This window comes from Vibrio gallaecicus (genome assembly GCF_024347495.1).
GTDB classification, from domain to species: domain Bacteria; phylum Pseudomonadota; class Gammaproteobacteria; order Enterobacterales; family Vibrionaceae; genus Vibrio; species Vibrio gallaecicus.
Map to the genome: position 1 here is coordinate 200,328 of NZ_AP025490.1, position 22,308 is coordinate 222,635.

Genomic DNA, 22,308 nt, shown 5'->3' on the forward strand with positions numbered 1-22,308 from the left:
AGGAAATTAATATGTCTTTGAAACAAAGGTTGCATGTACATGGCTGGTTTATTCTAGTTAATGCGCTACTTGCGATCGGTATTGCTAGTCGTTACTTTGCATTTTTGCCGGAATTCCCATCAGAACCTCTAGGTATTATTTTTATTCTTGTTGGTACTTTTGGTCAAATGACCTTAATTGCAGCATTAATAGGTTTAATTTCTTTACCTAGCATATTTTTGCCTAAAAACCTTCGCAATAGTATTCAGTGTTTAATCGCTTCAATAGGGATTGCCACATTATTTATAGATACGATCGTCTTTGCTCAATATCGCTTTCATATTAATGCTGTCGTTCTTGACTTAGTCATGTCGGGGCAAATTGTTAGCTTCCCTCTTGTGACTTGGGTAATGGTACTTGGTGGTGTTGCAGCGTTAATTGCTGGGCAATGGTTGCTTATCCGCTGGCTAGAAAATGATGCTCCAGTTCGTAAACTAAAGTTAGGTCGTAAGTTCGCATTTGTAACCTTCTTATCTTTACTCGCAACCAACGGTATCCATATCTGGGCTGCGGCTCATGCGTACCAGCCTGTGACTATGGTGAAGCGTTACTTACCTTTGTTTTACCCGGCGACATCAAACAGCATGATGAAAAAACGTGGCTGGATCGATGAAGAAGCGATCGCTCGTCAAAAAGCTTTAACGATGAACCGTAAGAGTGACCTAAATTATCCTCTTGCTCCATTACAAAAAGAAGTGGTGCAGAAGCCATTAAACATCATGTTCCTAGTGGTTGATTCATGGCGCTACGATACGTTCAATGCAGATAACACGCCTAAAATGTGGGAATACGCTCAATCTGGTGTGGTATTGAATAATCACATGGCGACAGGTAACTCCACACGTACTGGTATTTTTGGGCTGTTTTATGGTTTACCTGGTACTTATTGGCACGGCTTCTTAGCTAACCAGCAAAGCCCAGTGTTTATTGATCGCCTTCAAGAGCTTGACTATGAACTGGGTATTTTTACAGCCGCTCAGTTGAAGAAGCCTGAATTTAATCAAACCGTCTTTACCAATATTGAAAATCTCCGTAATGGCTCCAAAGGTAATCGTCCTTCTGCCCTTGATGCCGACTTAACAAAAGATTGGCTTGAATGGTATGGCACTCGCGATCAGTCAAAACCTGCATTCTCATTCCTGTTTTATGATGCTCCACATGGCTATGACTTCCCTAAAGGTTTTGAGCCTAGATACGAGCCGATGCTGCAAGTTGTTAATTACTTGAAGTTGAATAATGAAACGGATCCAACCCCATTCTTTAATCGTTATAAAACCAGTGTTCGCTATGTTGATAGTGTCGCTACTCAGGTTTTAGATACATTGAAAAAAAGCGGTGATCTAGATAATACCGTGGTGATCATTACTGGTGACCATGGCCAAGAGATGAATGACAATAAGCTTAACTTCTGGGGACACAATAGTAACTTTACGGATGCTCAAGTTAAGGTGCCGTTTGCTATTTTTGGACCTGGAATTTCTCCTGATAGCATCAGTTGGGATGTTGATAGCCTCACGTCTCATGAAGATGTGGTTCCAACTCTGATGAAAAACTACTTAGGCGTGACGAGTGATATTAAAGATTACTCTGTTGGTGAAGATTTACTGGGTGAGCCTGTAGATAGAAACTGGGTTATCTCTTCTAGTTATAGTGGCTATGCGGTAATCACTGATGACAATATCCTAGAAGTTGGCGCTGGTGGGCAGTATCAGTTTATGGATAAGACGAATCGCCAAGTAAAAGACCAACAGCCGAATTTTGTTCACCTACAAGAAGCACTAGAGCAAATTAGTCGTTTTAATAAGTAAAATAAAAATGGCTTCTTAATCGAAGCCATTTTATTTATAACAATACATATTGTTATAAATCTGCAATAGGAAGACCAATTTCTTTATGTAAATAGTTAATGGTCTTTCCTAATTCTTCCATGCCATATTCAGATACTGGAACCTGTATATCATAAACAGGTAATTCTTTATATATCTTACTAATTGTGAAAGATGCTGCAGATGTTATTCCATATATAGCCGATAATTTTATTTTCTGTTCTGAAATTTCAAATTCAAGAGGGCTTTTTGAATTGTGGAAATCTATATTATCTAACTCTTTTATAGCATCAGATACTTCTTGTGTTTCACTTCTATGGGGGAAGTAAATGATTCCTTGAGGGTGTTTATTTAAAATTGAATTTAAGATTTCTAAATAACTTGTTAAGTTTATACCTCTAGCATTAACAAGCCCTTGCCCAATAAACCCAACCTTCCCATCTTTATCATAACTATCACTAGTCTTTAATTTAATTTGAAGTTGATTAAAGGTGTTTTTTTGAACTTTAATTGTACTTTCTTTCAAGTTAAACATTGTAAATGCCGAAAGGTTATCTTTGTATGATATCTCCCTCGGTTTTTTTATGTTTAATAATGAAAGCATGCGATCTAATGAGGGTTTGTTTCTATGAGTTTTATTACTCTTAACTGATAAGTAATTATAAGTTTGAATGGTATTAGTACCATCATCTATAATTATTTCATTTTCTGTTTTTATGTTTGCAAGAATAACATTACTACGCCAGGCAAAATAATCCGCTAGGAAGAAATTATCAAAAGAAAGTGAAGGGTTTATTTTTTTTAATCGCCATATTACTTTTGATGTGTTCCATATTTTATTTTTCCTACCTAGTTTTATTATATGATCCCATTGGTTGTCGACTAATAGGTTTTTAATTTGTTTTTTACCAGATTCAGTTTTTTCATCTCTAATTATGAGTATATTGTTTTTAGTTTTGTATGCTGATTTAGCTTCTATTGCACATATTAACTGTAATGGTGATGTGGTTAGGAAGATATTCATAGTGATAGTTTAGACGTCATTCTATTGAAATGGCAGATATCTATGTATTTTAAGCGAATAATATGAAAGGTCTAGGTGCTTTATTGAGAGATGAGAGCCTTTAACAAACCCAACGAATCTTTGTTCATAAAATTGGACTAGAACTGCAATCAACGAAATCTTTATAGTACAATAGAAGTATCAAATTCAGTCAGAGTAGACAGTTATGAACACCATTTTACCTCTTATTGGGCGTACCCAAGCTCTTTTTAGTGGCGACATCCAGAACCACGAACAAGAGCTATCGAATATTGTTTCTGAATCACGCTTTCTTGTACTAGGTGGTGCAGGTTCAATCGGTCAAGCGGTAACAAAAGAAATTTTCAAACGCAACCCTAAGAAGCTTCATGTGGTTGATATCAGTGAAAATAATATGGTGGAATTGGTTAGAGATATCCGTAGTTCTTTTGGTTACATTAATGGTGATTTTCAGACGTTTGCTCTAGATATTAGTTCTGTTGAGTACGACGCATTTATCAAAGCAGATGGTCAGTATGATTATGTACTTAACCTTTCGGCACTAAAACATGTTCGCAGTGAAAAAGATCCATTCACACTTATGAGAATGATTGATGTGAATATCTTTAATACGGATAAAACCATTCAACAATCTATCGATGCTGGTGTGAAAAAGTACTTCTGTGTATCAACAGATAAAGCGGCAAACCCAGTCAATATGATGGGAGCTTCCAAACGTATTATGGAAATGTTCTTAATGCGAAAAAGTGAGGAAATTGCAATTTCAACCGCACGATTTGCGAATGTTGCATTCTCAGATGGTTCTTTACTGCATGGTTTTAATCAGCGCATCCAGAAAAAACAGCCAATTGTTGCACCGAACGACATCAAACGTTATTTTGTGACACCACAAGAGTCGGGCGAGCTATGCCTGATGTCATGTATCTTTGGTGAAAACCGAGATATATTTTTCCCTAAATTAAGTGAAGCTCTTCATCTGATTTCGTTTGCTGATATTGCTGTTAAATATTTAGAACAACTCGGTTATGAACCAAGTTTAACTGATAGCGAAGATGAAGCTCGAGAACTTGCTCAGACTCTCCCTGCTCAGGGCAAATGGCCATGTTTGTTTACATCTAGTGACACCACAGGTGAAAAGGATTTTGAAGAGTTCTTTACTGATAAAGAAACGCTGAATATGGAGCGTTTTGAAAACCTAGGCATCATCAAAAATGACCCTCTTTACCAGCAAGAACTGCTAACTTTATTTGAAAATACGATCGGTGAAATGAAATCAAACCGTGAGTGGACCAAAGAGCAAGTTGTTGAACTCTTTTTTACTATGATCCCAGACTTTGGCCACAAAGAAACGGGTAAATACCTAGATAGCAAAATGTAGGAGAGGTTATATGAAGCCTGCGTCTCTAGTTGAATTTGTCCGTGACATATATCAAACCGATGATTTTATTCCGCTGCATGCCCCTACATTTAATGGTAGCGAGCAAAAATACGTACAAGAAACCATTGAAAGTACTTTTGTTTCGAGTGTAGGGAAGTTTGTCGATCAGTTTGAACAAAATATTGAAGCGTACACGGGTACTCAAAAAGCAGTAGCAACCGTTAATGGCACTGCCGCACTTCACGCTGCACTTTACATGGCCGGTGTTCAAAGAGGGGATTTTGTCATTACTCAAGCCTTGACATTTGTGGCAACTTGCAATGCTCTTCATCATATGGGTGCTGAGCCGATTTTTGTTGATGTGTCTCCTGTGAGCCTAGGTCTATGTCCTAAAGCGATGGATGAGTTCTTAACAGAGCACTGCCAAGTTGTAGAGTCAGGATGTATCCATAAGAAAACGCAACGACCTGTGAGGGCTGTTGTGCCTATGCATACTTTTGGTCACCCCGTTGAACTTGATGAACTGCTGGCAGTTTGTCAAAAATGGAATATTGCATTAGTTGAAGATGCGGCCGAGAGTTTAGGCTCATTTTATAAAGGCAAACATACGGGTACTTTTGGTGATTTTGGTGCTGTGAGCTTTAACGGAAATAAAATTATTACAACTGGCGGTGGTGGTATGGTTTTATGTCGAACCCAAGAGTTAGGGGCGAGAACTAAGCATATTACTACGACAGCGAAAGTACCTCATCCGTATGAGTTTTATCATGACGAAGCTGGCTTTAATTATCGAATGCCGAATTTAAATGCCGCGCTCGGTTGTGCTCAAATGGAAGTCCTAGATCAATACTTAGCACAAAAGAGAGTGTTGGCGAATCGATACCATTCATTCTTTGAAAATAGTGATTTCCAATTTGTGGTTGAACCTGAATATGCCCAATCAAACTACTGGCTTAATGCATTGATTTGCCCATCAGCAGAGGCTCGTGACGAGCTACTTAAGCAGACGAATGACTCTGGAGTCATGACTCGACCAATTTGGCAGTTAATGCATCGTTTGCCAATGTTTAAAGATGTGCCGCGTGGTGATTTGACTCAATCTGAGCATATAGAAGCGCATTTGATTAATTTGCCAAGTAGCCCTGTACTGCTGGAGAAATGATGAGTACCCCAATAGTTAGCGACATTGAGTCTGATATTTACTACCAGAAAGAGTATTCAAATCTCTACCTAACGAGTGGTGATGGTGAGATTTTTGAATACACCTACGCAGAAGGTGATCTCTTTGTTAAGTTTCGAGCAATTAAACGCTTAATTGAAAATGTTGCTGGTGTGCAAGTTGAAGAAGAACTGTATGACCTTGAAACACCATATGGTTATGGTGGTCCGGTTTCTAACTCTAGCGATGAAGCATTCTTGCAAAAAGCTTTTGCTAGCTATAAACAGCATTGTAAAAATCAAAATATTGTCTGTGAGTTTATTCGCTTTCATCCATTTAATGCTATGGCGAGCCGAGGCGAATTATTCGATATGCACTTTGCTGAACGCCAAGTCGTTATTGTTGATTTGCAAAATTCAGATGAAGAAAGGCGTAAGCTATACTCAAAAACCACGCGTAATATTGTAAAAAGAACGATTAAACGCTTATCTGTCGATATTGACGTGAACACGGCTGATGATTTCATGTCGGTTTATTATCAAACGATGGAAAAAAATGCGGCGGATGATTTTTTCTTTTTCAAAAAAAATTACTTCACCGATCTTATGAAGCTCGATGGTGTTTCTCTAATTGGAACTCGATTAGAAGATGAATTAGCTGCCATCGGTTATTTTATGTGCGGAAAAGAAATTGCACATTATCATTTGTCTGCAAATAACCCCAACCTATCTAAAGAGAACGGCAACTACCTACTCCTAGATTCTGCTTTTGACTTAGCTAAGTCTAAGGGTTGTAAGTACATGATGCTTGGTGGAGGGAGAACATCATCTCCTGATGACAATTTATTCAAATTTAAATCAAAATTTTCGTCAACACATATGCCATTTTATATCTCTGGGTTAGATTTTATGCCAGAGAAGCGTGCTCACTTAAACTCTCTGTGGGTTAGCCAAAATAAAGATAAGCCATCACCTAAATTATTTCAGTTATATCGAGCTTAAGGGGAATTTATGAGCAACCATACTTTTATTATTGCTGAGGCTGGAGTTAACCATAATGGTGATATTTCTTTAGCTAAAGAATTGATTGATGCAGCAGCAGAGTCTGGTGTTGATGCGGTAAAATTCCAGACTTGGAAGACAGAGTTATTAGTAACTGAAGATGCTCAGATGGCTGAGTACCAGATTGATAATACAAAGAAAGTAGAGTCTCAGTTCCAAATGTTGAAAAGATTGGAATTGAGCTATGACGACTTTTCTGAATTGAAAGAATATTGTGAGTTAAAAGATATTCTGTTCATGTCGACTCCTGATGAAGAGCAGAGTGCTACGTTTTTGGATGACCTTCAAGATATCTTTAAGATCGGCTCTGGTGAGTTGACCAATACCCCTTTCCTTAGACACATTGCAAGTTTCGGGAAGCCAGTGATTTTATCTACTGGTATGGGATATTTATCTGAAGTTGAACATGCGGTATTCACTTTGCAGGAATCGGGGCTTTCTACTGATGCCATAACGGTTTTACACGCGACCACTGATTACCCTACAGCTCCAGAAGATGTAAACCTTAATGCAATGCTTACTATTGGTCGCTCATTTCCGGGTGTTATGGTGGGTTACTCGGATCATACATTAGGTATTGAAATCCCTGTGGCTGCAGTTGCAATGGGAGCGAAAGTGATAGAAAAACACTTTACGTTAGATAACACAATGGAAGGTCCTGATCATAAAGCTAGTTTAGAACCTGATGAATTGAACGCGATGGTTAAAGCGATTCGTAATATTGAAGTCGCTTTAGGCTCTGGTTGGAAAGTTCCAACACCAACAGAGCAGCAGAATAGAAACATTGTTCGTAAGAGTCTCGTAGCGGCTGGTGATATTGCTTGTGGAACTATTATCACGAGCGAGCATTTGGTAATTAAACGACCTGGTGATGGTATTTCGCCAACTCGCTGGGATGAAGTAGTTGGCTCTGTTGCTAAAAAAGACTACAAAGATGGAGAGTTAATCTAGTGCGTAAAGTTTGTGTTGTAACAGCAACAAGAGCTGAATATGGTCTGCTTAAATGTCTGATGGATGACATAAGAGTGGATGATGAACTACAGCTACAGGTTATCTCTACTGGAACACACTTATCTCCAGAGTTTGGTTTAACTAATCAACAAATCGAAGCCGATGGCTTCGCTGTCAGCAAGAAAATTGAAATCCTTCTGTCATCAGATACACCGATTGGTGTAAGCAAAAGTATGGGGCTTGCTCAAATTAGCTTTGCTGAGGCTTTCGATGAGCTAAAGCCTGACATAGTACTTGTTTTAGGCGATCGATACGAATTAATCCCTATCGTGACGGCTGCAAATATTGCCCGAATCCCTGTTGCTCACCTTAGCGGTGGGGAGCTGACAGAGGGAGCTATTGATGAATTGATTCGTCATGCTCTGACAAAACTATCTCACCTTCATTTTACCGCTATGGATGAGTATTCCCGAAGAGTTATTCAAATGGGAGAGCAACCAGGTAGAGTATTTAATGTTGGTGAAGTTGGGTTAGATAATTTACAAAGAATGACTTTACTCTCTCGTGAAGATTTTGAAGTAGCGATTGATTGTAAGCTTAAAACTAATAACTTGCTTATTACTTACCATCCAGAAACCACTCAAGAGATATCTGAAATTGAGAGCGATTTTATTCAGATTCTTCAAGCATTAGATGAAACTGAAGATACATTGCTTATTTTCACGAAAGCAAACGCTGATGTTGGTGGGCGTCTGATTAATAGAATGATTGATGATTACGTCGCTGAAAACAGTCATAAGGCAATTGCGTTTACATCCTTAGGTCAGCTTAGATATTTGTCCGCTCTACAGTATGTAGATGTCGTTGTTGGTAATTCTTCTAGCGGTATTGTCGAAGCTCCTTCTTTTAAAGTCGCTACTATTAATATTGGCGACCGACAAAAAGGTCGTGTTAGAGCGTCGAGCACGCTGGATGTTGATGTTTGTAAGAAAGGCATTCAGAAGGCGCTACTGTCTGTCTATACTGATGAATTTCAATCAAAGCTAAAAGACACTACAAACCCATATGGGCAAGGTGATAGTTCTCAAAAAGTTGTACAAGTTTTGAAGAATGTCGAGTTGAAGAGCCTAAAATCAAAATTATTTTATGATGTCGAATACTAACTATGTATCTATGGGGGGAGAGCAAGAACTCTCTTCTCATGACTTGTTTTATGGGGTAACAAATAGTGGGCGCTCTTCATTGCGCTGGATTCTTGAATCTATGGATTTAAGAGGAAAGCGGGTGCTCGTGCCTGACTTTTTATGTCAGATCGTTCTTGATGTACTCAATGAATATGACATAGAACCGATATTCTACAATGTAGGCTCTGATTTCTCTTACGAAATAAATAACTCGGAAGCCCTTTGCGATGCTCTGTATGTTATTCGTTACTTTGGTGAAGATCCTGAGATTCTGAAAGCACCTTTAACGATGCCGACTATTATTGATGATGTTTTTGGCACTGAAGCGCCAACGTTAAGTGGAACTCAACCGTGGTGCTATTTTAACAGTTTAAGAAAAATTTCAGCGGTAGCGGATTATAGCCAAGTGGTATCTACTTTACCTTTAAGTGATGTTGATAAGGTTGAATTAACCAACTTCACTGAAGCTAAGTATGCTGCAAAAAATGCTAAATATAATTACATCAATAATGCTTTGGGTGAAGAAGGTGACTATTTAGACCTATTTGCAGACGGTGAATCTGTACTAAATGGTGCTGAATTAATTTATCAGCCAAGTGACATTGGCTTATATCACGCCTCAAACTTCTATCGAACAATTGAAGCTGAAACCCAAGTTCGTCGTCATAATTTGTCATTAGCAAAACAATTATTGAAGCCATCTCAATATGTTGATATCTCACCTAAATTTCCAAGCTTTCTACCTTTGATTTTGGGAAATAGAGACAAAGTTAGGCGAGCCTTAATGAGTGAAGGTATTTTCCTTGCGGTGCATTGGCCTGAGACTGATCAAGTTCAAAATCTATTGTCTCGAAACATACTTTCAATTCCTCTCGACTCCCGATATCACCAACGTGACATCGAGCGTGTCTGCCACCTAATACAGGAGTTAGTCGATGAATAACCAATTTGTTTTAGAGTTGGCAAGTGAACCTGATTTTGATGCTTATTTAAGTCTTAAATCAGAGCCTGCAAATATCTACTGGTCTGGTTTTGAAGAGGCTCCTAATGCAAGTAAGCTTTTTAGCCATTTTCAAACGGCAATTAACAGTACGACAAGAGATATTTATTTACTCAAAACCACTGACTTGGTTGTAGGTTACCTATATGTCGATCATTTACCGAAAGATAAAACGGTTGAACTGGCATACGGTGTGTCTGAATATCAGTCGGGTAAAGGTTTAGCTAAAGTTATGATTTCACTTGGCTTAGAGAGAGTTGCTGCTGAGTTTTCTACGCAAGTCGCTTGGATTGCGGAATCTAATATTCCTTCAATTAAGACAATTCAAGCACTTGGCTTTGAAAGTACCTCTGATATTGAATATAGAGCTCTCGCGCAATTCACCGATAAAGTGAAGTTTGTAAAATTTTCCCGAAATAACAAATAGCAAATAATAAAGGGTCAGTCTATGAGCCATAACTGGAAAAAAATCCTAGTATCACCAAGTGAAACTGTTCGTAGTGCCTTGAAGATTATCGATCAGCAGGCGCTTAAACTCGCGATAGTAGTTGGTGAAGATGATCAGCTGCTTGGTACTGTAAGTGATGGTGATATTCGTAGAGCTATCTTGAGCGATGCATCTCTAGAAGATGATATCTCAACTGTAATGTATCGTCAGCCAACCACTGCTGATGTTGGTATGACGCGAGAAAGCCTTTTAGGACTAATGGAAAAAAAGGAGTTGCATGCAATTCCAATTTTGAACAATGGTCAAGTGGTTGGGTTAGAAACATTACATGGGTTACTGCAGAAAACACAATACGACAATCCAGTATTCCTCATGGCTGGCGGCTTTGGAACGCGATTAAAGCCGTTAACAGATAAATGCCCTAAACCTTTACTTAAAGTGGGTGAAAGACCGATCCTTGAAACCGTTATATTGAGTTTTATCCGCTCAGGTTTTACTAATTTCTATATTTCTACTCACTATCTACCCGAAATGATTCATGCGGCTATTGGTGATGGCTCTAAGTGGGGAGTTAATGTTCAATATATTCATGAAGATACCCCATTAGGTACTGGAGGTGCATTAGGCTTGTTACCTGATGATCTGCCTGATCTACCGGTTATTGTTATGAACGGCGACGTCTTGACTAAAATCAACTTTGAAGAACTGCTTTCGTTTCATACTAAGCAAAACTCAAAAGCGACGATGTGTGTTAGAGAGTTTGATTACCAAGTTCCTTTTGGTGTGGTTGAGGCTGAAGATAATAAAATCACAGGGCTTGTTGAGAAACCAACCTATCGTTTCCATGTGAACGCGGGTATTTATGTTATTGATAAGGAAATCGTTGCTGATGTTGCTAAGAATGAATGTCTGGATATGCCAGCTCTTTTTGAGTCTTTAATTGGTAATAATGCGCATGTATTTCCGTTCCATGAATATTGGCTAGATATTGGAAGAATGGATGATTTTAAACGTGCTCAGGTTGATATTCTTACATTGGGTTTATAAGCATGAAAATTTTAGCGATAGTTCCAGCTAGAGGTGGTAGTAAGAGGCTACCTCGTAAAAATATTAAAGTTTTAAATGGAAAACCGCTCATTCAGTGGTCGATTGAGTCTGCGCTAGGTAATAAAGACATCAGTAAAGTGATGGTAAGTACTGATTGCCAGGAAATTGCTGATATAGCATTACAAGCTGGTGCAGAAGTGCCTTTTATACGACCAGATAGCTTAGCAACAGATACAAGTTCTAGCTCTGATGTTGTTCGGCATGCTCTTGATTACTATAAAGAAAAAGGGGAGGTTTTTGATTTTGTTTTATTGTTACAACCAACTTCTCCCATTCGTAACGCCATACATAATGAGCAAGCGATAAATCTTCTGAAAGATAAAAAAGCGGATGCAGTAGTATCGGTTTGTGAATGTGATCACTCCCCTTTATGGAGTAACACCTTGCCTTCGGATTTGGCAATGGATCATTTCATTAAAGACGAAATAAAGAACACAAGAAGCCAAGATTTACAGCCATATTATCGTTTGAATGGGGCTATTTATCTTGCGAAAGTGAGTCGTTTTTATGAAGAGGATTCTCTATTTTTATCTTCAAACATTTACGCTTATTTAATGGATAATGAAAGTTCTGTAGATATCGACCACGAGTTAGATTTCTTATTAGCAGAAACAGTTTTGAAGTATAAGGAAAAACATGCATAACATTTTAATTATTGGTGCGGGGCAACTAGGTAGTCGACATTTACAAGGTGCACTTCTTAGTCCAAATGAACTGAAAATTACAGTTATTGATCCGTCTTCAGAGTCATTGAATATTGCAAAGGAAAGAGCTGGGCAAGTCGAGTACGGCAATAAGAATTCTACAGTCAGCTATAGCAATGAATTACCTCTGAATGAAAACGTAGACGTGTGCATTATCGCTACAGCTGCTCAAGTGCGCGCTGCTGTGACAAAACAATTGCTTGATAAAAATCAAGTGGAGCATATTGTCTTTGAAAAGGTTCTATTTCAAAAAATTGCTGATTATTCTGAGATATCAGCTTTGCTTGCTGAGACCTCAACGACGGGGTGGGTAAATTGCCCTAGACGTTTATTCCCAACGTATACAGCTTTGAAACAGCAATTAGATACATCTAAGCCAATCAATATGGTCGTTGACGGTCATGCTTGGGGAATGGCTTGTAACAGTGTTCATTTCCTTGATGTCTTTGCTTTTCTAGCGGAAAACTCAACGTTAGAGCTTGTTGAATCAAAGTTAGATTCTGAACTTATTGAGAGTAAGCGTGTTGGCTTTTATGAAACGACGGGTCAATTGTCATTTACAGCGGGTAATCACACATTAACGATACAAAGTGGTCAAGAAGAGACACCTCAGTTGTCAGTATCTTTGGTTAACGGAGAAACTCGCTTTGTAGTTAATGAAGTTGAAGGTGTTTGGACTAAATCTCAGGGTGAAGATACAGAGCAATTTACCCATAAGCCATTATTCCAGAGTCAGTTAACAGGTGGCACAGTTGATCAGCTACTTAGCTCTAATACATGTGGGCTAACACCTTTTGAACAGTCATGTAATTTGCATGTGCCTTTCATTAACGCATTACTTGTTCACATGTCAGCAGTTCTTGAGAAAGAATTAGATGCATGCCCTATTACCTAACTGAGGATAAAAAATGATTTGGTTAATTGGCTCAGGCCTCATGTCTGTAGATTATGCGAAAGTTCTAGAAGCGCAAAAGCATGACTATATCGTTATTGGCCGTGGTGAAGCTTCTGCTGAAGAGTTCACAAATAAAACGGGCAAAGAGGTAGTTCAGGGCGGGTTGAATTCGTTTTTAGATTCAAAGCCTGAATTAGCGGAGACGGCAATTGTTAGTGTAGGTGTTGCACAATTATTTGAAACGACGTTAAAACTTATTGAGAGCGGTGTAAAACAAATCTTGGTTGAGAAACCAGGAGGAATGACACTTGCGGAAATTACGACTCTACAAGAACGCAGTGAAGAGCTTGCTTGTAAGGTTTACATTGCTTATAACCGCCGTTTCTTTTCCTCTGTGCTTGCTGCAAGAGAAAAAATAGCAGAAGAAGGCGGCGTGACTTCTTTTAATTTTGAGTTAACTGAATGGGCTCATGTAATTGAGAAAATAGATAAGCCATTAGATGTTTTGAATAAATGGTTCTTAGCAAACTCTACCCATGTTGCCGATTTAGCGTTTTACCTTGGTGGTAAACCGAAAGAGCTTGCTAGCTTTACTCAAGGTAGCCTTGAATGGCACCCTTCATCTTCTGTATTTTCGGGTGCCGGAATCAGTGAAGGTGGTGCATTGTTTAATTACGCTGCTAACTGGGAATCGGCTGGTCGATGGTCAGTGGAAGTATTAACGAAAGAGAATCGTTATGTTTTCCGCCCTATGGAGGCGCTACAGGTACAAAAGAGGGGAACAATTCCTTGTATAAACGTTGAGGTTGATAACTCTTTAGATCAAGAGTTTAAGCCCGGCTTGTATAAGCAAGTTGAAGCCTTTTTATCTGGTGATGATGCACTGTTATGCAGTATTGAAGAGCAACTTATACTATTTCCTAGCTACGAGAAAATGGCTGGTTATCTTTAATAAAAAAGCCCTGCTAAGCAGGGCTTTTTTACATTTGAACATTAGGAATGGCTATTTTTTCAAAAAGCTTATGGATCACTGTATAGCTTTCTTGCCTGGTTTCATTTATTCCTTTGCCTGATGGAATTATGTTGAACACTGGAACATCTGGGTAAAGGACAGAGATGCTGTATTGAGCATTAGAGTAAGTACCGTAAAGGGCTGATAATTTGATGTCTTTATCTAATAGCTCAACTTCTAATGGTAGTGTTGAGTTATGGTACTGAATGTTAGGCATCTTTTTAAGTGAATCGGCAACTTCTGGTAGTTCAGTACGATGCGGGAAGTAAAGTATCTTGTTATCGACATGCTGCATAAACTGAGTGACTTCTTCCAAGTACGTTTCTATGCACTTACCATTTTTTCCGCCAACGGCACCATGTCCTAAAAAGCCAGCGGGGGCATCTTTGTTGAAAACCTTGGTGTTCCCATATTTTTCTTTAAGAGCTAGAAAATGATTCTTTTTGCTAGGGTGTATAGGGTCTAGTAATTCAAATATTGAAAATATCTCAAAGTTTTTGAAATGCCCCATTTTACCAATGGGAGTTAAACCTTGTAGACGGATTAGTAAGTCTTGTAGGAACCTTGGTCTATAGAATACTTTCTCATCTCTTATATACTGCTCATATTCAAAAACTGTCGTTGTTCCATCATCAAAATATACTTCTCGTGAAAAGGTCATATTTCTACGAATTAGCTTTGTTCTCCATGCGTTGTATTCAGCATAGAAAAAACTATCAAAGTTCGAACTGCCATTGTTGATCTTGATAGCGTCTTTAATAGCTTTAGGAACATTTAAAGTACGTTGGTGTCTTTCTACCCAAATAACATGATCCCAATCTTCAGAGCAAAAAATTTTATTTAGTTGGCTAATGCCGGGTTCTCTATTTTGCTTTACAAGAAAAAGGATGTTGTTTTTGGTGTTGTAAGCAGCTCTAGCTTCATTTGCACAAATGTACTGGAATGGTGATGTTGCAACAAAAATATTCATAAATATGGAACCCCTAAAGATAGCTAAGTACTTTACTTAAGCTTCCTTGGTTTTTATTTAAATAATGCAGTGCTCGGGATGTTTGTGTTTTTCTGATTTGTGAATCAGTCAATAAAAGCAGAGTCGAACTTATCAAGGTACTTTCAGTCGTAATTATTATTGCCTGTTCTGATTCTAAATCGTGGACAATTTCCTTGAAGTTGAAATAACTAGGACCTGTAATGACAGGTACGCTTAAAATCGCAGGTTCAAGAACATTATGCCCTCCAACTTTATCGCCAACTAAGCTTCCTCCCATGAAACACACATCAGCAGCACCAATGAGTTTTAGCATTTCTCCCATCGTATCACCAACATAAACTTGAGTGTCATTCGTGGTTGTTTCTTGGGATGTTCTTGTTACGCTTTGAAAACCGAGGCTTCCACATAAAGTGAAGACTTCTTTAAAGCGTTCAGGGTGTCTGGGAACTAAAATAAGCAAAGCATCTGGAAGGGATGTTAAAATAGTCTTATGAGCCGATAAGATTTTTTCATCTTCACCTTTGTGTGTACTCGCTGCTATCCATACCGGGCGCTTTGAGCCTAAATCATTTCGTAAAGCCTTACCTTCTTCAATCACTGCTGGCGAGACTTTTATATCAAACTTTATTGAACCAGTTACATCAAGCTTATCCTGTGGAATGCCGAGTCGCTTGAATCTGTCTGCATCGGCTTGGGATTGGCATAGTACTTTATTTAGATTTGGGTGGATTTGGTTAAATAAAGCCTGAACTTTCGCGTAATTACGGCAGGATTTTTCAGATAGACGAGCATTGACGACAATGATTGGAATGTTGGCTGTATGAACGGCTTGTAAAGTGTTCGGCCACAACTCTGTCTCAATGATTAGCATCTTCTCTGGTTGTATCGCGCGTATGAAGCCTTTAACCGCAAAGCTAAAGTCGATCGGCATATAGCGATGCTCAACTAAACCTCCCAGCTTTTGAATTTCTTGAGCGCCAGTGCTCGTCGTTGTTGTTACAACAATAGTCTGCTCTGGGTTTTGCTCTTTCAAGGCTTTGATCAGCGGAATCGCAGCGATTGACTCTCCGACAGAAACGGCGTGAATCCACAGAGGCTTACTTTTAGCTGAGTTGAGCTGGGGAGTAATACCAAAGTGCTCTTTCCAGCGAGAACCAAACTTAGGCTTGTTTGGTTTGCTTTTATATAACCCTAAAAGAAGAAAGGGCGCAGCTAAGCAAAGAATAATGGTATATAAAATACGAACAAACATATGACCTAAGACACCTCAATAACGGCAATCGATTCTAACTTTCGAATACTATCAATGACTGAGATAGGCGTAAGCTCTGTTAAGCATTTTAAGTGTTTAAATTCACATTCACGCTTGAAGCAAGGACGGCAATCAATGTCAGTATGAACAATATCGACATTCTTAGCTAAAGGTGGTGTGTACTTCGGGGATGTTGAACCATATACCGCCACCACATTACAGCCAACAGCCGCTGCAACGTGCATCAAACCTGAGTCATTACTGATAACGGTTTGGCAGGCTCCAAGCAAATCCACTGCTTCAATTAAGCTGGTTTGCCCGGCAAGTACATGGATTTGTGAATGAAATTGCTCAGGTACTTTTTGTTTTATTCCATTGCAGGTATCAACATCTTTTTGTGAACCAAACAGCCAGATATGGCGACCTTGCTTACACATGGTATGTGCAACTTCTGCATAATGATTTTCAGGCCACTTCTTAGCTGGACCAAACTCTGCACCTGGGCATAAACCAATGATGTCAGTTGAGTGAGTTAACTGAAATTTTTGTATGGTGTTCCGCTGTAATTCAGAATCTATAGATAGGTTCGGTTTTGGAAGCGTTTCTAAACCGCCTAATGATTCCGAGCCTACCATGGTTTTCTTAGGGTGAGCTAAAGCGACATATCGCTCAACCATGTATTGGAAAGCTTTCTTATTGGGGCGTAAATCATTTAATAGACCATAGCGCATTTCGCCTTTCCAGCCGGTACGGTTTGGAATGTCAGCAAACCAAGGAATAAGAGCAGATTTAGCAGAGTTTGGGCAGATAAAAGCATGAGTGTAGTTTTCACGCTTTAGCTGTTTCCCCAAGGCTCTGCGACCTAAAAAGTTAAAATCGCCATGACCAAGTGGCATTTCAATCGCTTGGTTAACTTCAACCATGCGCTCTAAGATAGGCTTACACCATGCCGGTGCCATCACATCGATAATGCAGTCAGGATCTTGCTGCTTTAGGGTTGTGTATAGGGCTTGAGACATCACCATATCACCAACCCAAGATGGACCGATTACTAAAATCTTCTTCATCGTTTATAGCCTGCCATCCAGTTTTTTTCATTATTATACGGTGACGCAAAACTTTTTGGATCTTCTTGCGTATGAAGAAATTTTAGAACCCACATGTATTGTTCTGGTGTTTTGTTTAGCTCACTTTCAATGTACGCATTCATTCTTCGAGTGTCGATATGCTCATCAGCGGAAGGGTAGTCTTCCCATGCTGGGCTAATATTTATTACGTACTTTCCTGATTCGGCATCGAACACTGAAAAGACTGGGATGATTTTTGCACGGCTGACTTTCGACAACTTGCCTAATCCGGGCAGTGTTGCTTTTGGAATATTGAAGAAGTCGACAAAGATACTATGATCGCGCCCATGATCTTGATCGGGTAGGTAGTAACCTAAGTAACCATCACGTACTGATTTGATAAAAGGCTTTATACCGTTATCACGTTCGTAAACTCGACCACCATACTGTACTCGTTGACGGTGCATCAACCAATCCATTACCGGATTTTTTTGTCTTTTCGCCATCGCAGAAACAGGCAGGTCATGTGAAGCGAGTACAACTGCTGGAATATCAATACCCCACGTGTGTGGTACGAGTAAAATTGCCTTACTTCCGCTATCAAGGGTGGATTGTAAATGCTCCATACCGTTGATAGTTGTATTGTTTTGTAGCCATTTAGCACTGCGTAGAGTCAAGCTTGCAAAGCTAAGTAGGAAGGTTCCTGCCGTTACAAGCGTTTTCTCTAAGAGTGCTTTTATTTCTTGCTCTGATTTATCAGGAAAGCAAACTGAAAGGTTTACCCAAGCGTTATTGATGGTTCTGCTTGGTTTGTTAATCAGCATTCGAGCGAGCTTGGTCGCAATGAATAGTTTTGCTTTATGAGGAAATAGCGCGAGCGGGAGACCAACCAGAACAATTAGCCATGTTCCCCAAAATTTAGGGGCAAGAAAAGACCACTCAAACGTTGGATTATAGGCGTTAGGGTCAAAATCATCGCGTTTATCTGTCATATTAACTCGATCTGGATTAGTGAATTTATTTGGTTGCTAAAGCAAGAAAGGGAAGGTTGGTATCGCTTAGAGCATATGGCTTGGAAGTACAAAAATAATATAGCCCCAAGTGACTAACTCAGGGCTGTACTTTTTAAGCTGGGTTTTGAATTGTCATGTATTCAGCAACACCCGCAGACACGGTTTTGAATTCAATATCACAACCTGCTGCACGTAATTTTGTCAGATCGGCTTGAGTAAACTCTTGGTAAGCACCTTTTAGGTGTTCAGGGAATGGAATTGTCTCAATTTCCCCTTTGCCGTGGTGCTTAATTACCGCCTTTGCGACTTCTTGGAATGATTCCGCATTACCTGTACCTAGGTTGAAAATGCCAGAAACGCCACTTTCTAAAAACCATAAATTTACGGCAGCTACGTCACCTACGTAAACAAAATCACGTTTGAATGTTTCGCTACCTGCAAATAATTTAGGGTTCTCATCCGCATTCATTTGATTGTTCAAATGGAAAGCTACAGAAGCCATGCTACCTTTATGTTCTTCACGTGGTCCGTATACATTGAAGTAGCGGAACCCTGTAATTTGAGAAAGGGTTTCGTTGTGCGCTGCAGCATCGGCTTGGAAGCGGCGAACATAATTATCAAACTGTTGCTTAGAATAACCGTAAACGTTGAGTGCGCCTTCGTATTCTTTCTCTTCAATGAAGGTATCTGTTTCACCGTAAGTTGCAGCAGAAGAGGCATATAAGAATGGGATTTGTCTTTCAACACAGTAATGAAGTAACTCTTTTGAGTATTCATAGTTGTTGAGCATCATGTATTTCCCGTCCCACTCAGTCGTTGCTGAGCAAGCACCTTCGTGGAAAATAGCTTCAATATGACCGAAATCATCACCGGCCATTACCTGAGTAAGGAAATCATCGCGATCCATATAATCAGTGATATCTAGATCAACAAGGTTTTTGAATTTTTTACCATTCTTAAGGTTGTCCACTACAAGGATATCGTTATGACCTGCCTCGTTGAGTGCCTTAACAATATTGCTGCCAATCATGCCAGCACCGCCAGTTACGATGATCATAATTCTCTTACTCTTTTTGAATACAAAACTATCGCGAGTATAGCAAGTAATGAATAAAACGGGCTAGTGGAATCATGCCTTAACATTAAGTTGCAGATATCGCCTATTTGCATTCCTTCTTCGTGAGGTATGTTCTCTCTTGATAGGTTTGACTGAGTAGAGGTAGCGACTGATCTGATCACTGGCTATTCTATTGCTCCAGCATTTCTGTCGCTCGATCTATCTGTGTAGTATCTATATACTGATTTCCAAACAGATAGGGATACTGATAGATAATGAAAACACGAGACAAGATTGTTTACGCGGCTTTGGAATTATTTAACGAGCATGGTGAGCGTAGTATTACGACGAATCATATTGCTGAACATATTGAAATTAGCCCTGGTAACTTGTACTACCACTTCCGCAATAAACAAGAAATTGTTCGTGATATTTTTGCCCTATATTCAGCGGAGCTACTTGAACGTTTTACTCCTATTCAAGGGCAACAAGAAAGCTTGACCTTATTAAGGCATTATCTTGATTCTATTTTCACCTTAATGTGGAAGTACCGTTTTTTCTACGCGAACCTACCTGAAATTCTTTCAAGAGATGAACAGCTTCATTTGGAATATATGGCTGTTCAAGAAAAGCTACAGGCGAACCTTGTGGATATCATGAGAGCGTTTGTTGATTTGAAGTTATTAGTAATTTCGGAACAAGAAATGAAGCCTATGGTGACGTCTTTGCACATAATTGCGTCGAGTTGGTTAGCTTATCAGTCTGCCATGTCACCAAAGGCGAAAATTACAGAGCAAGTGGTGCATCAGGGAATGTTGCATATGATTGCAGTTGTGAAGCCGATAGCCACAACTCAAGGTGTGGAAGAGTTAACACTGCTTGAAGATGGTGTTAAAGCCCTTAACTCTCGAACAAAGTAGAGCGAAAGCTATGTAAGATAGCTTTCACTGTAATTTTTATCTCACTAACCAGCGCTTAGGGTTTTGAGCTTGGCTATTTCGGCGAATTTCAAAATAGAGGGAAGCACGGCTTTGCCCGCCAGTATCACCGGCTAACGCTATCGCTTCTCCTGCTTTTACTTTATCCCCTTCTTTTTTGAGCAACGCTTGGTTGAAGCCATAAAGGGTCATATCACCTTTACCGTGGTCGAGTAGCACAACAAGACCATAACCTCTTAAGTATTCTGCAAATACCACTGTCCCAGAGTAAACGGACTTCACCTGCTGACCATATTGAGCATTAATGACCATGCCTTTCCAGTTAACTTGCCCTGTTTGCTGTGAGCCGTAGCTATGTAAGACTCTGCCTTTAATTGGCCATGGCAGTTTACCTTTGCGTTTTGCTAAACCATCCATAGGAATAGCATTGCGCTTTTCGAGTGCCGCTTTTTTAGCTTTGGCTATTTCGGCTTTTAATCGAGTTTCATTGCGCTGCAATTCCGCTAGGTAATTTTTATCCCCTGAGATACTTTTCTTGATACTGCCGACGGTAGTTTTACGTTTAGACTGAGTCTTGGCTAATTGATTTCTTTTACTCGTTTGTTCTTTGAGTAACTTGGTAATTTGGATTTGTTCTAACTGTCTTTGTTTCCGGCTTTCTTGAAGCGCTATTTGAGTTTTTTCAATGCTCTTAATAGTAGTGGAACGTGCTTTGGCTAGATGTTGGTAATATTGGCTGATGCGATCTTCTTCAACACCGGTATTAAGAATATCGGAAGGTGCTTTGGCTCTTCGCGTCATATAGTAAGTTTGAATCAGCTGTTCGAGTTTCTCTGACTGCACTTGTTTTTGTGAAGAGAGTTCTGCAATGTTTTTTGTGAGTAGATCTAGGTTAGCGTTAGCGGTAAGCAGTTTATTCTTGGTTTCTTTGATCTCTTTTTCTTGTGAAATAATCGAGAGTTCTTGTTTTTTAAGGCTATTTTGAAGGTTGTCTAACTTTTTCTGTTGTGATGTTAAATCTTTCTTTTGGCGGGATATTTCGCCCTTAACACCTTTAAGTTCATTTTGAGATGCAGCCCAACTGGTTGTTGAAATAGAACCCCAGGTCATGACCAGAACTAGAAGCAGATTTAACTTTGATCGGTGTAATAGAGCTGGTTGATGGCTTTGAAATAAAGGGAATAGAGATTTGTACGCAGTAGAAAAAAGCCTTATAGAATAAATAAGGCTTTCAGTGTAAGAGTTAAGCAAAGCGCTATTGGTGTCTCTCATTACAAAATACTCACTGCGCTTAGATGCCATCACCATAAATGAAATTTTGCGAACGACCGTTAAAAGCTTGATCCATGTCGAGTGATGGCTTATCCGTTTTAGGCTTACCTACAATTTTGGCAGGAACTCCGGCAACGGTTGTGTGAGGTGGGACTGGCTGAAGTACTACTGAGCAGGAGCCAATTTTTGCACCTTCACCGACTTCGATGTTGCCTAGGATCTTAGCCCCAGCTCCAATCATTACACCTTCACGAATTTTAGGGTGACGGTCGCCGCCTTCTTTACCTGTTCCGCCTAATGTCACGTCTTGCAAAATAGAGACGTCATTTTCGACAACAGCCGTCTCACCGATCACAATTCCTGTGGCATGGTCGAGCATGATGGCTTTACCAATACGAGCGGCCGGGTGGATATCTACTTGGCAAGCCACTGATATTTGATTTTGCAGATAGGTCGCTAATGCAATTCGACCTTGCTTCCATAACCAGTTGGCAACGCGGTAACCTTGCAAAGCGTGATAGCCTTTCAAGTACAGTAATGGCATTGAATACATTTCTACTGCAGGGTCGCGCATTACCGTCGCGCAGATGTCACATGCCGCCGCATCAATGATACTTTGATCTTGTGCGAATGCTTGCTCAACAACTTCTCTTACTGCCATTGCTGGCATTGAGGCTGTTTTTAATTTATTAGCAAGGATATAACTTAGCGCAGCACCTAGGCTTTCATGATTTATGATAGTGGCGTGATAAAAGCTAGCAAGCATAGGCTCTTGCTCTGATTGCTTACGAGCTTCACGGACAATGCACTGCCATACTTTTTGTTGTTCACAATGTTTCATCATTATTTCCTAGATCTGACCATCATCCATTATTAGTCGAAACTACGCCGTCTTTATTGCTGATGTATTTA

Annotated in this window: 21 protein-coding genes; 13 read left to right on the forward strand and 8 right to left on the reverse strand. The window is 39.6% G+C overall.

Annotated features, from left to right (window positions below; translation table 11 throughout):
• Nucleotides 1–11 precede the first annotated feature (11 nt).
• Complete coding sequence (locus OCU78_RS00890) at nucleotides 12–1,847, forward strand: DUF3413 domain-containing protein (protein ID WP_137374006.1); 1,836 nt, start codon at nucleotides 12–14, stop codon at nucleotides 1,845–1,847.
• 52 nt (nucleotides 1,848–1,899) lie between these two features.
• On the opposite strand, the gene OCU78_RS00895 is transcribed toward OCU78_RS00890, so the two are convergent.
• Nucleotides 1,900–2,889 carry a hypothetical protein gene (locus OCU78_RS00895; RefSeq protein WP_137374007.1) on the reverse strand — a complete coding sequence of 330 codons (990 nt, stop codon included), beginning with the start codon at nucleotides 2,887–2,889 and terminating at the stop codon, nucleotides 1,900–1,902.
• 205 nt (nucleotides 2,890–3,094) lie between these two features.
• Between OCU78_RS00895 and OCU78_RS00900 the strand changes: the two genes are divergently transcribed.
• The 11 genes from OCU78_RS00900 to OCU78_RS00950 are packed head-to-tail and all read left to right on the forward strand — an operon-like array spanning nucleotide 3,095 to nucleotide 13,746.
• Complete coding sequence (locus OCU78_RS00900) at nucleotides 3,095–4,285, forward strand: UDP-N-acetylglucosamine 4,6-dehydratase (protein WP_137374008.1); 1,191 nt, start codon at nucleotides 3,095–3,097, stop codon at nucleotides 4,283–4,285.
• A gap of 10 nt (nucleotides 4,286–4,295) precedes the next feature.
• On the forward strand, nucleotides 4,296–5,447 hold the full coding sequence (locus OCU78_RS00905; protein WP_137374009.1) for a LegC family aminotransferase: 1,152 nt from the start codon (nucleotides 4,296–4,298) through the stop codon (nucleotides 5,445–5,447).
• Nucleotides 5,447–6,445, forward strand: a complete 999-nt coding sequence (locus tag OCU78_RS00910) for a GNAT family N-acetyltransferase (RefSeq protein ID WP_137374010.1) — start codon at nucleotides 5,447–5,449, stop codon at nucleotides 6,443–6,445. The genes OCU78_RS00905 and OCU78_RS00910 overlap by 1 nt, the downstream gene beginning before the upstream one ends.
• A 9-nt stretch (nucleotides 6,446–6,454) precedes the next feature.
• Nucleotides 6,455–7,456, forward strand: a complete 1,002-nt coding sequence (gene neuB / locus OCU78_RS00915) for an N-acetylneuraminate synthase (RefSeq protein WP_137374011.1) — start codon at nucleotides 6,455–6,457, stop codon at nucleotides 7,454–7,456.
• Nucleotides 7,456–8,619: a UDP-N-acetylglucosamine 2-epimerase gene (neuC, locus tag OCU78_RS00920; RefSeq protein WP_137374012.1), complete on the forward strand. Its 1,164-nt coding sequence runs from the start codon at nucleotides 7,456–7,458 to the stop codon at nucleotides 8,617–8,619. The genes neuB and neuC overlap by 1 nt, the downstream gene beginning before the upstream one ends.
• Nucleotides 8,603–9,583, forward strand: coding sequence for an aspartate aminotransferase family protein (locus OCU78_RS00925; protein WP_137374013.1), 981 nt, complete (start codon nucleotides 8,603–8,605; stop codon nucleotides 9,581–9,583). Before neuC ends, OCU78_RS00925 begins: the two co-directional genes overlap by 17 nt.
• Nucleotides 9,576–10,067 carry a GNAT family N-acetyltransferase gene (locus tag OCU78_RS00930; protein ID WP_137374014.1) on the forward strand — a complete coding sequence of 164 codons (492 nt, stop codon included), beginning with the start codon at nucleotides 9,576–9,578 and terminating at the stop codon, nucleotides 10,065–10,067. Before OCU78_RS00925 ends, OCU78_RS00930 begins: the two co-directional genes overlap by 8 nt.
• 21 nt (nucleotides 10,068–10,088) lie before the next feature.
• Entirely contained in the window at nucleotides 10,089–11,135 is a 1,047-nt protein-coding gene (locus OCU78_RS00935) for a nucleotidyltransferase family protein (RefSeq protein WP_137374015.1), read from the forward strand.
• Nucleotides 11,136–11,137: 2 nt separating this feature from the next.
• A complete protein-coding gene (locus OCU78_RS00940) occupies nucleotides 11,138–11,839 on the forward strand; it encodes an acylneuraminate cytidylyltransferase family protein (RefSeq protein ID WP_137374016.1) in 702 nt (233 codons plus the stop codon).
• Nucleotides 11,832–12,794 carry a Gfo/Idh/MocA family oxidoreductase gene (locus OCU78_RS00945; RefSeq protein ID WP_137374017.1) on the forward strand — a complete coding sequence of 321 codons (963 nt, stop codon included), beginning with the start codon at nucleotides 11,832–11,834 and terminating at the stop codon, nucleotides 12,792–12,794. The genes OCU78_RS00940 and OCU78_RS00945 overlap by 8 nt, the downstream gene beginning before the upstream one ends.
• A gap of 13 nt (nucleotides 12,795–12,807) precedes the next feature.
• Nucleotides 12,808–13,746 carry a Gfo/Idh/MocA family oxidoreductase gene (locus OCU78_RS00950; protein ID WP_137374018.1) on the forward strand — a complete coding sequence of 313 codons (939 nt, stop codon included), beginning with the start codon at nucleotides 12,808–12,810 and terminating at the stop codon, nucleotides 13,744–13,746.
• Between the two features lie 28 nt (nucleotides 13,747–13,774).
• Here the strand turns inward: OCU78_RS00950 and OCU78_RS00955 are convergent, their stop codons facing one another.
• The 5 genes from OCU78_RS00955 to rfaD form a co-directional block, all read right to left on the reverse strand.
• Entirely contained in the window at nucleotides 13,775–14,776 is a 1,002-nt protein-coding gene (locus tag OCU78_RS00955; RefSeq protein ID WP_137374019.1) for a hypothetical protein, read from the reverse strand.
• Nucleotides 14,777–14,789: 13 nt separating this feature from the next.
• Nucleotides 14,790–16,049, reverse strand: a complete 1,260-nt coding sequence (gene waaA, locus OCU78_RS00960) for a lipid IV(A) 3-deoxy-D-manno-octulosonic acid transferase (RefSeq protein WP_137374020.1) — start codon at nucleotides 16,047–16,049, stop codon at nucleotides 14,790–14,792.
• A gap of 5 nt (nucleotides 16,050–16,054) precedes the next feature.
• Nucleotides 16,055–17,116, reverse strand: coding sequence for a lipopolysaccharide heptosyltransferase II (waaF, locus tag OCU78_RS00965; RefSeq protein WP_137374021.1), 1,062 nt, complete (start codon nucleotides 17,114–17,116; stop codon nucleotides 16,055–16,057).
• Nucleotides 17,113–18,108: a lauroyl-Kdo(2)-lipid IV(A) myristoyltransferase gene (lpxM, locus tag OCU78_RS00970; RefSeq protein ID WP_137374022.1), complete on the reverse strand. Its 996-nt coding sequence runs from the start codon at nucleotides 18,106–18,108 to the stop codon at nucleotides 17,113–17,115. The genes waaF and lpxM overlap by 4 nt, the downstream gene beginning before the upstream one ends.
• Nucleotides 18,109–18,241: 133 nt before the next feature.
• The gene (gene rfaD, locus OCU78_RS00975; protein ID WP_137374023.1) at nucleotides 18,242–19,186 is read right to left on the reverse strand and encodes an ADP-glyceromanno-heptose 6-epimerase; all 945 of its coding nucleotides are present in this window, start codon (nucleotides 19,184–19,186) and stop codon (nucleotides 18,242–18,244) included.
• Nucleotides 19,187–19,461: 275 nt separating this feature from the next.
• Here rfaD and OCU78_RS00980 point away from each other — a divergent pair, with 275 nt between their 5' ends.
• Nucleotides 19,462–20,106: a TetR/AcrR family transcriptional regulator gene (locus tag OCU78_RS00980; protein ID WP_137374024.1), complete on the forward strand. Its 645-nt coding sequence runs from the start codon at nucleotides 19,462–19,464 to the stop codon at nucleotides 20,104–20,106.
• Between the two features lie 36 nt (nucleotides 20,107–20,142).
• Here the strand turns inward: OCU78_RS00980 and OCU78_RS00985 are convergent, their stop codons facing one another.
• The gene (locus tag OCU78_RS00985; protein ID WP_137374025.1) at nucleotides 20,143–21,234 is read right to left on the reverse strand and encodes a murein hydrolase activator EnvC family protein; all 1,092 of its coding nucleotides are present in this window, start codon (nucleotides 21,232–21,234) and stop codon (nucleotides 20,143–20,145) included.
• Between the two features lie 181 nt (nucleotides 21,235–21,415).
• A complete protein-coding gene (gene cysE, locus OCU78_RS00990) occupies nucleotides 21,416–22,237 on the reverse strand; it encodes a serine O-acetyltransferase (protein ID WP_137374129.1) in 822 nt (273 codons plus the stop codon).
• Between the last annotated feature and the right edge of the window lie 71 nt (nucleotides 22,238–22,308).

Coding starts and splice junctions, on each gene's coding strand:
- OCU78_RS00905 (WP_137374009.1), top strand. CDS start 4,296: ATGAAGCCTGCGTCTCTAGTTGAATTTGTCCGTGACATATATCAAACC.
- OCU78_RS00925 (WP_137374013.1), top strand. CDS start 8,603: ATGATGTCGAATACTAACTATGTATCTATGGGGGGAGAGCAAGAACTC.
- OCU78_RS00910 (WP_137374010.1), top strand. CDS start 5,447: ATGAGTACCCCAATAGTTAGCGACATTGAGTCTGATATTTACTACCAG.
- OCU78_RS00950 (WP_137374018.1), top strand. CDS start 12,808: ATGATTTGGTTAATTGGCTCAGGCCTCATGTCTGTAGATTATGCGAAA.
- waaA (WP_137374020.1), bottom strand. CDS start 16,049: ATGTTTGTTCGTATTTTATATACCATTATTCTTTGCTTAGCTGCGCCC.
- OCU78_RS00955 (WP_137374019.1), bottom strand. CDS start 14,776: ATGAATATTTTTGTTGCAACATCACCATTCCAGTACATTTGTGCAAAT.
- lpxM (WP_137374022.1), bottom strand. CDS start 18,108: ATGACAGATAAACGCGATGATTTTGACCCTAACGCCTATAATCCAACG.
- OCU78_RS00895 (WP_137374007.1), bottom strand. CDS start 2,889: ATGAATATCTTCCTAACCACATCACCATTACAGTTAATATGTGCAATA.
- cysE (WP_137374129.1), bottom strand. CDS start 22,237: ATGAAACATTGTGAACAACAAAAAGTATGGCAGTGCATTGTCCGTGAA.
- OCU78_RS00900 (WP_137374008.1), top strand. CDS start 3,095: ATGAACACCATTTTACCTCTTATTGGGCGTACCCAAGCTCTTTTTAGT.
- OCU78_RS00940 (WP_137374016.1), top strand. CDS start 11,138: ATGAAAATTTTAGCGATAGTTCCAGCTAGAGGTGGTAGTAAGAGGCTA.
- rfaD (WP_137374023.1), bottom strand. CDS start 19,186: ATGATCATCGTAACTGGCGGTGCTGGCATGATTGGCAGCAATATTGTT.
- OCU78_RS00945 (WP_137374017.1), top strand. CDS start 11,832: ATGCATAACATTTTAATTATTGGTGCGGGGCAACTAGGTAGTCGACAT.
- OCU78_RS00935 (WP_137374015.1), top strand. CDS start 10,089: ATGAGCCATAACTGGAAAAAAATCCTAGTATCACCAAGTGAAACTGTT.
- OCU78_RS00980 (WP_137374024.1), top strand. CDS start 19,462: ATGAAAACACGAGACAAGATTGTTTACGCGGCTTTGGAATTATTTAAC.
- waaF (WP_137374021.1), bottom strand. CDS start 17,116: ATGAAGAAGATTTTAGTAATCGGTCCATCTTGGGTTGGTGATATGGTG.
- OCU78_RS00930 (WP_137374014.1), top strand. CDS start 9,576: ATGAATAACCAATTTGTTTTAGAGTTGGCAAGTGAACCTGATTTTGAT.
- neuB (WP_137374011.1), top strand. CDS start 6,455: ATGAGCAACCATACTTTTATTATTGCTGAGGCTGGAGTTAACCATAAT.
- OCU78_RS00985 (WP_137374025.1), bottom strand. CDS start 21,234: ATGACCTGGGGTTCTATTTCAACAACCAGTTGGGCTGCATCTCAAAAT.
- OCU78_RS00890 (WP_137374006.1), top strand. CDS start 12: ATGTCTTTGAAACAAAGGTTGCATGTACATGGCTGGTTTATTCTAGTT.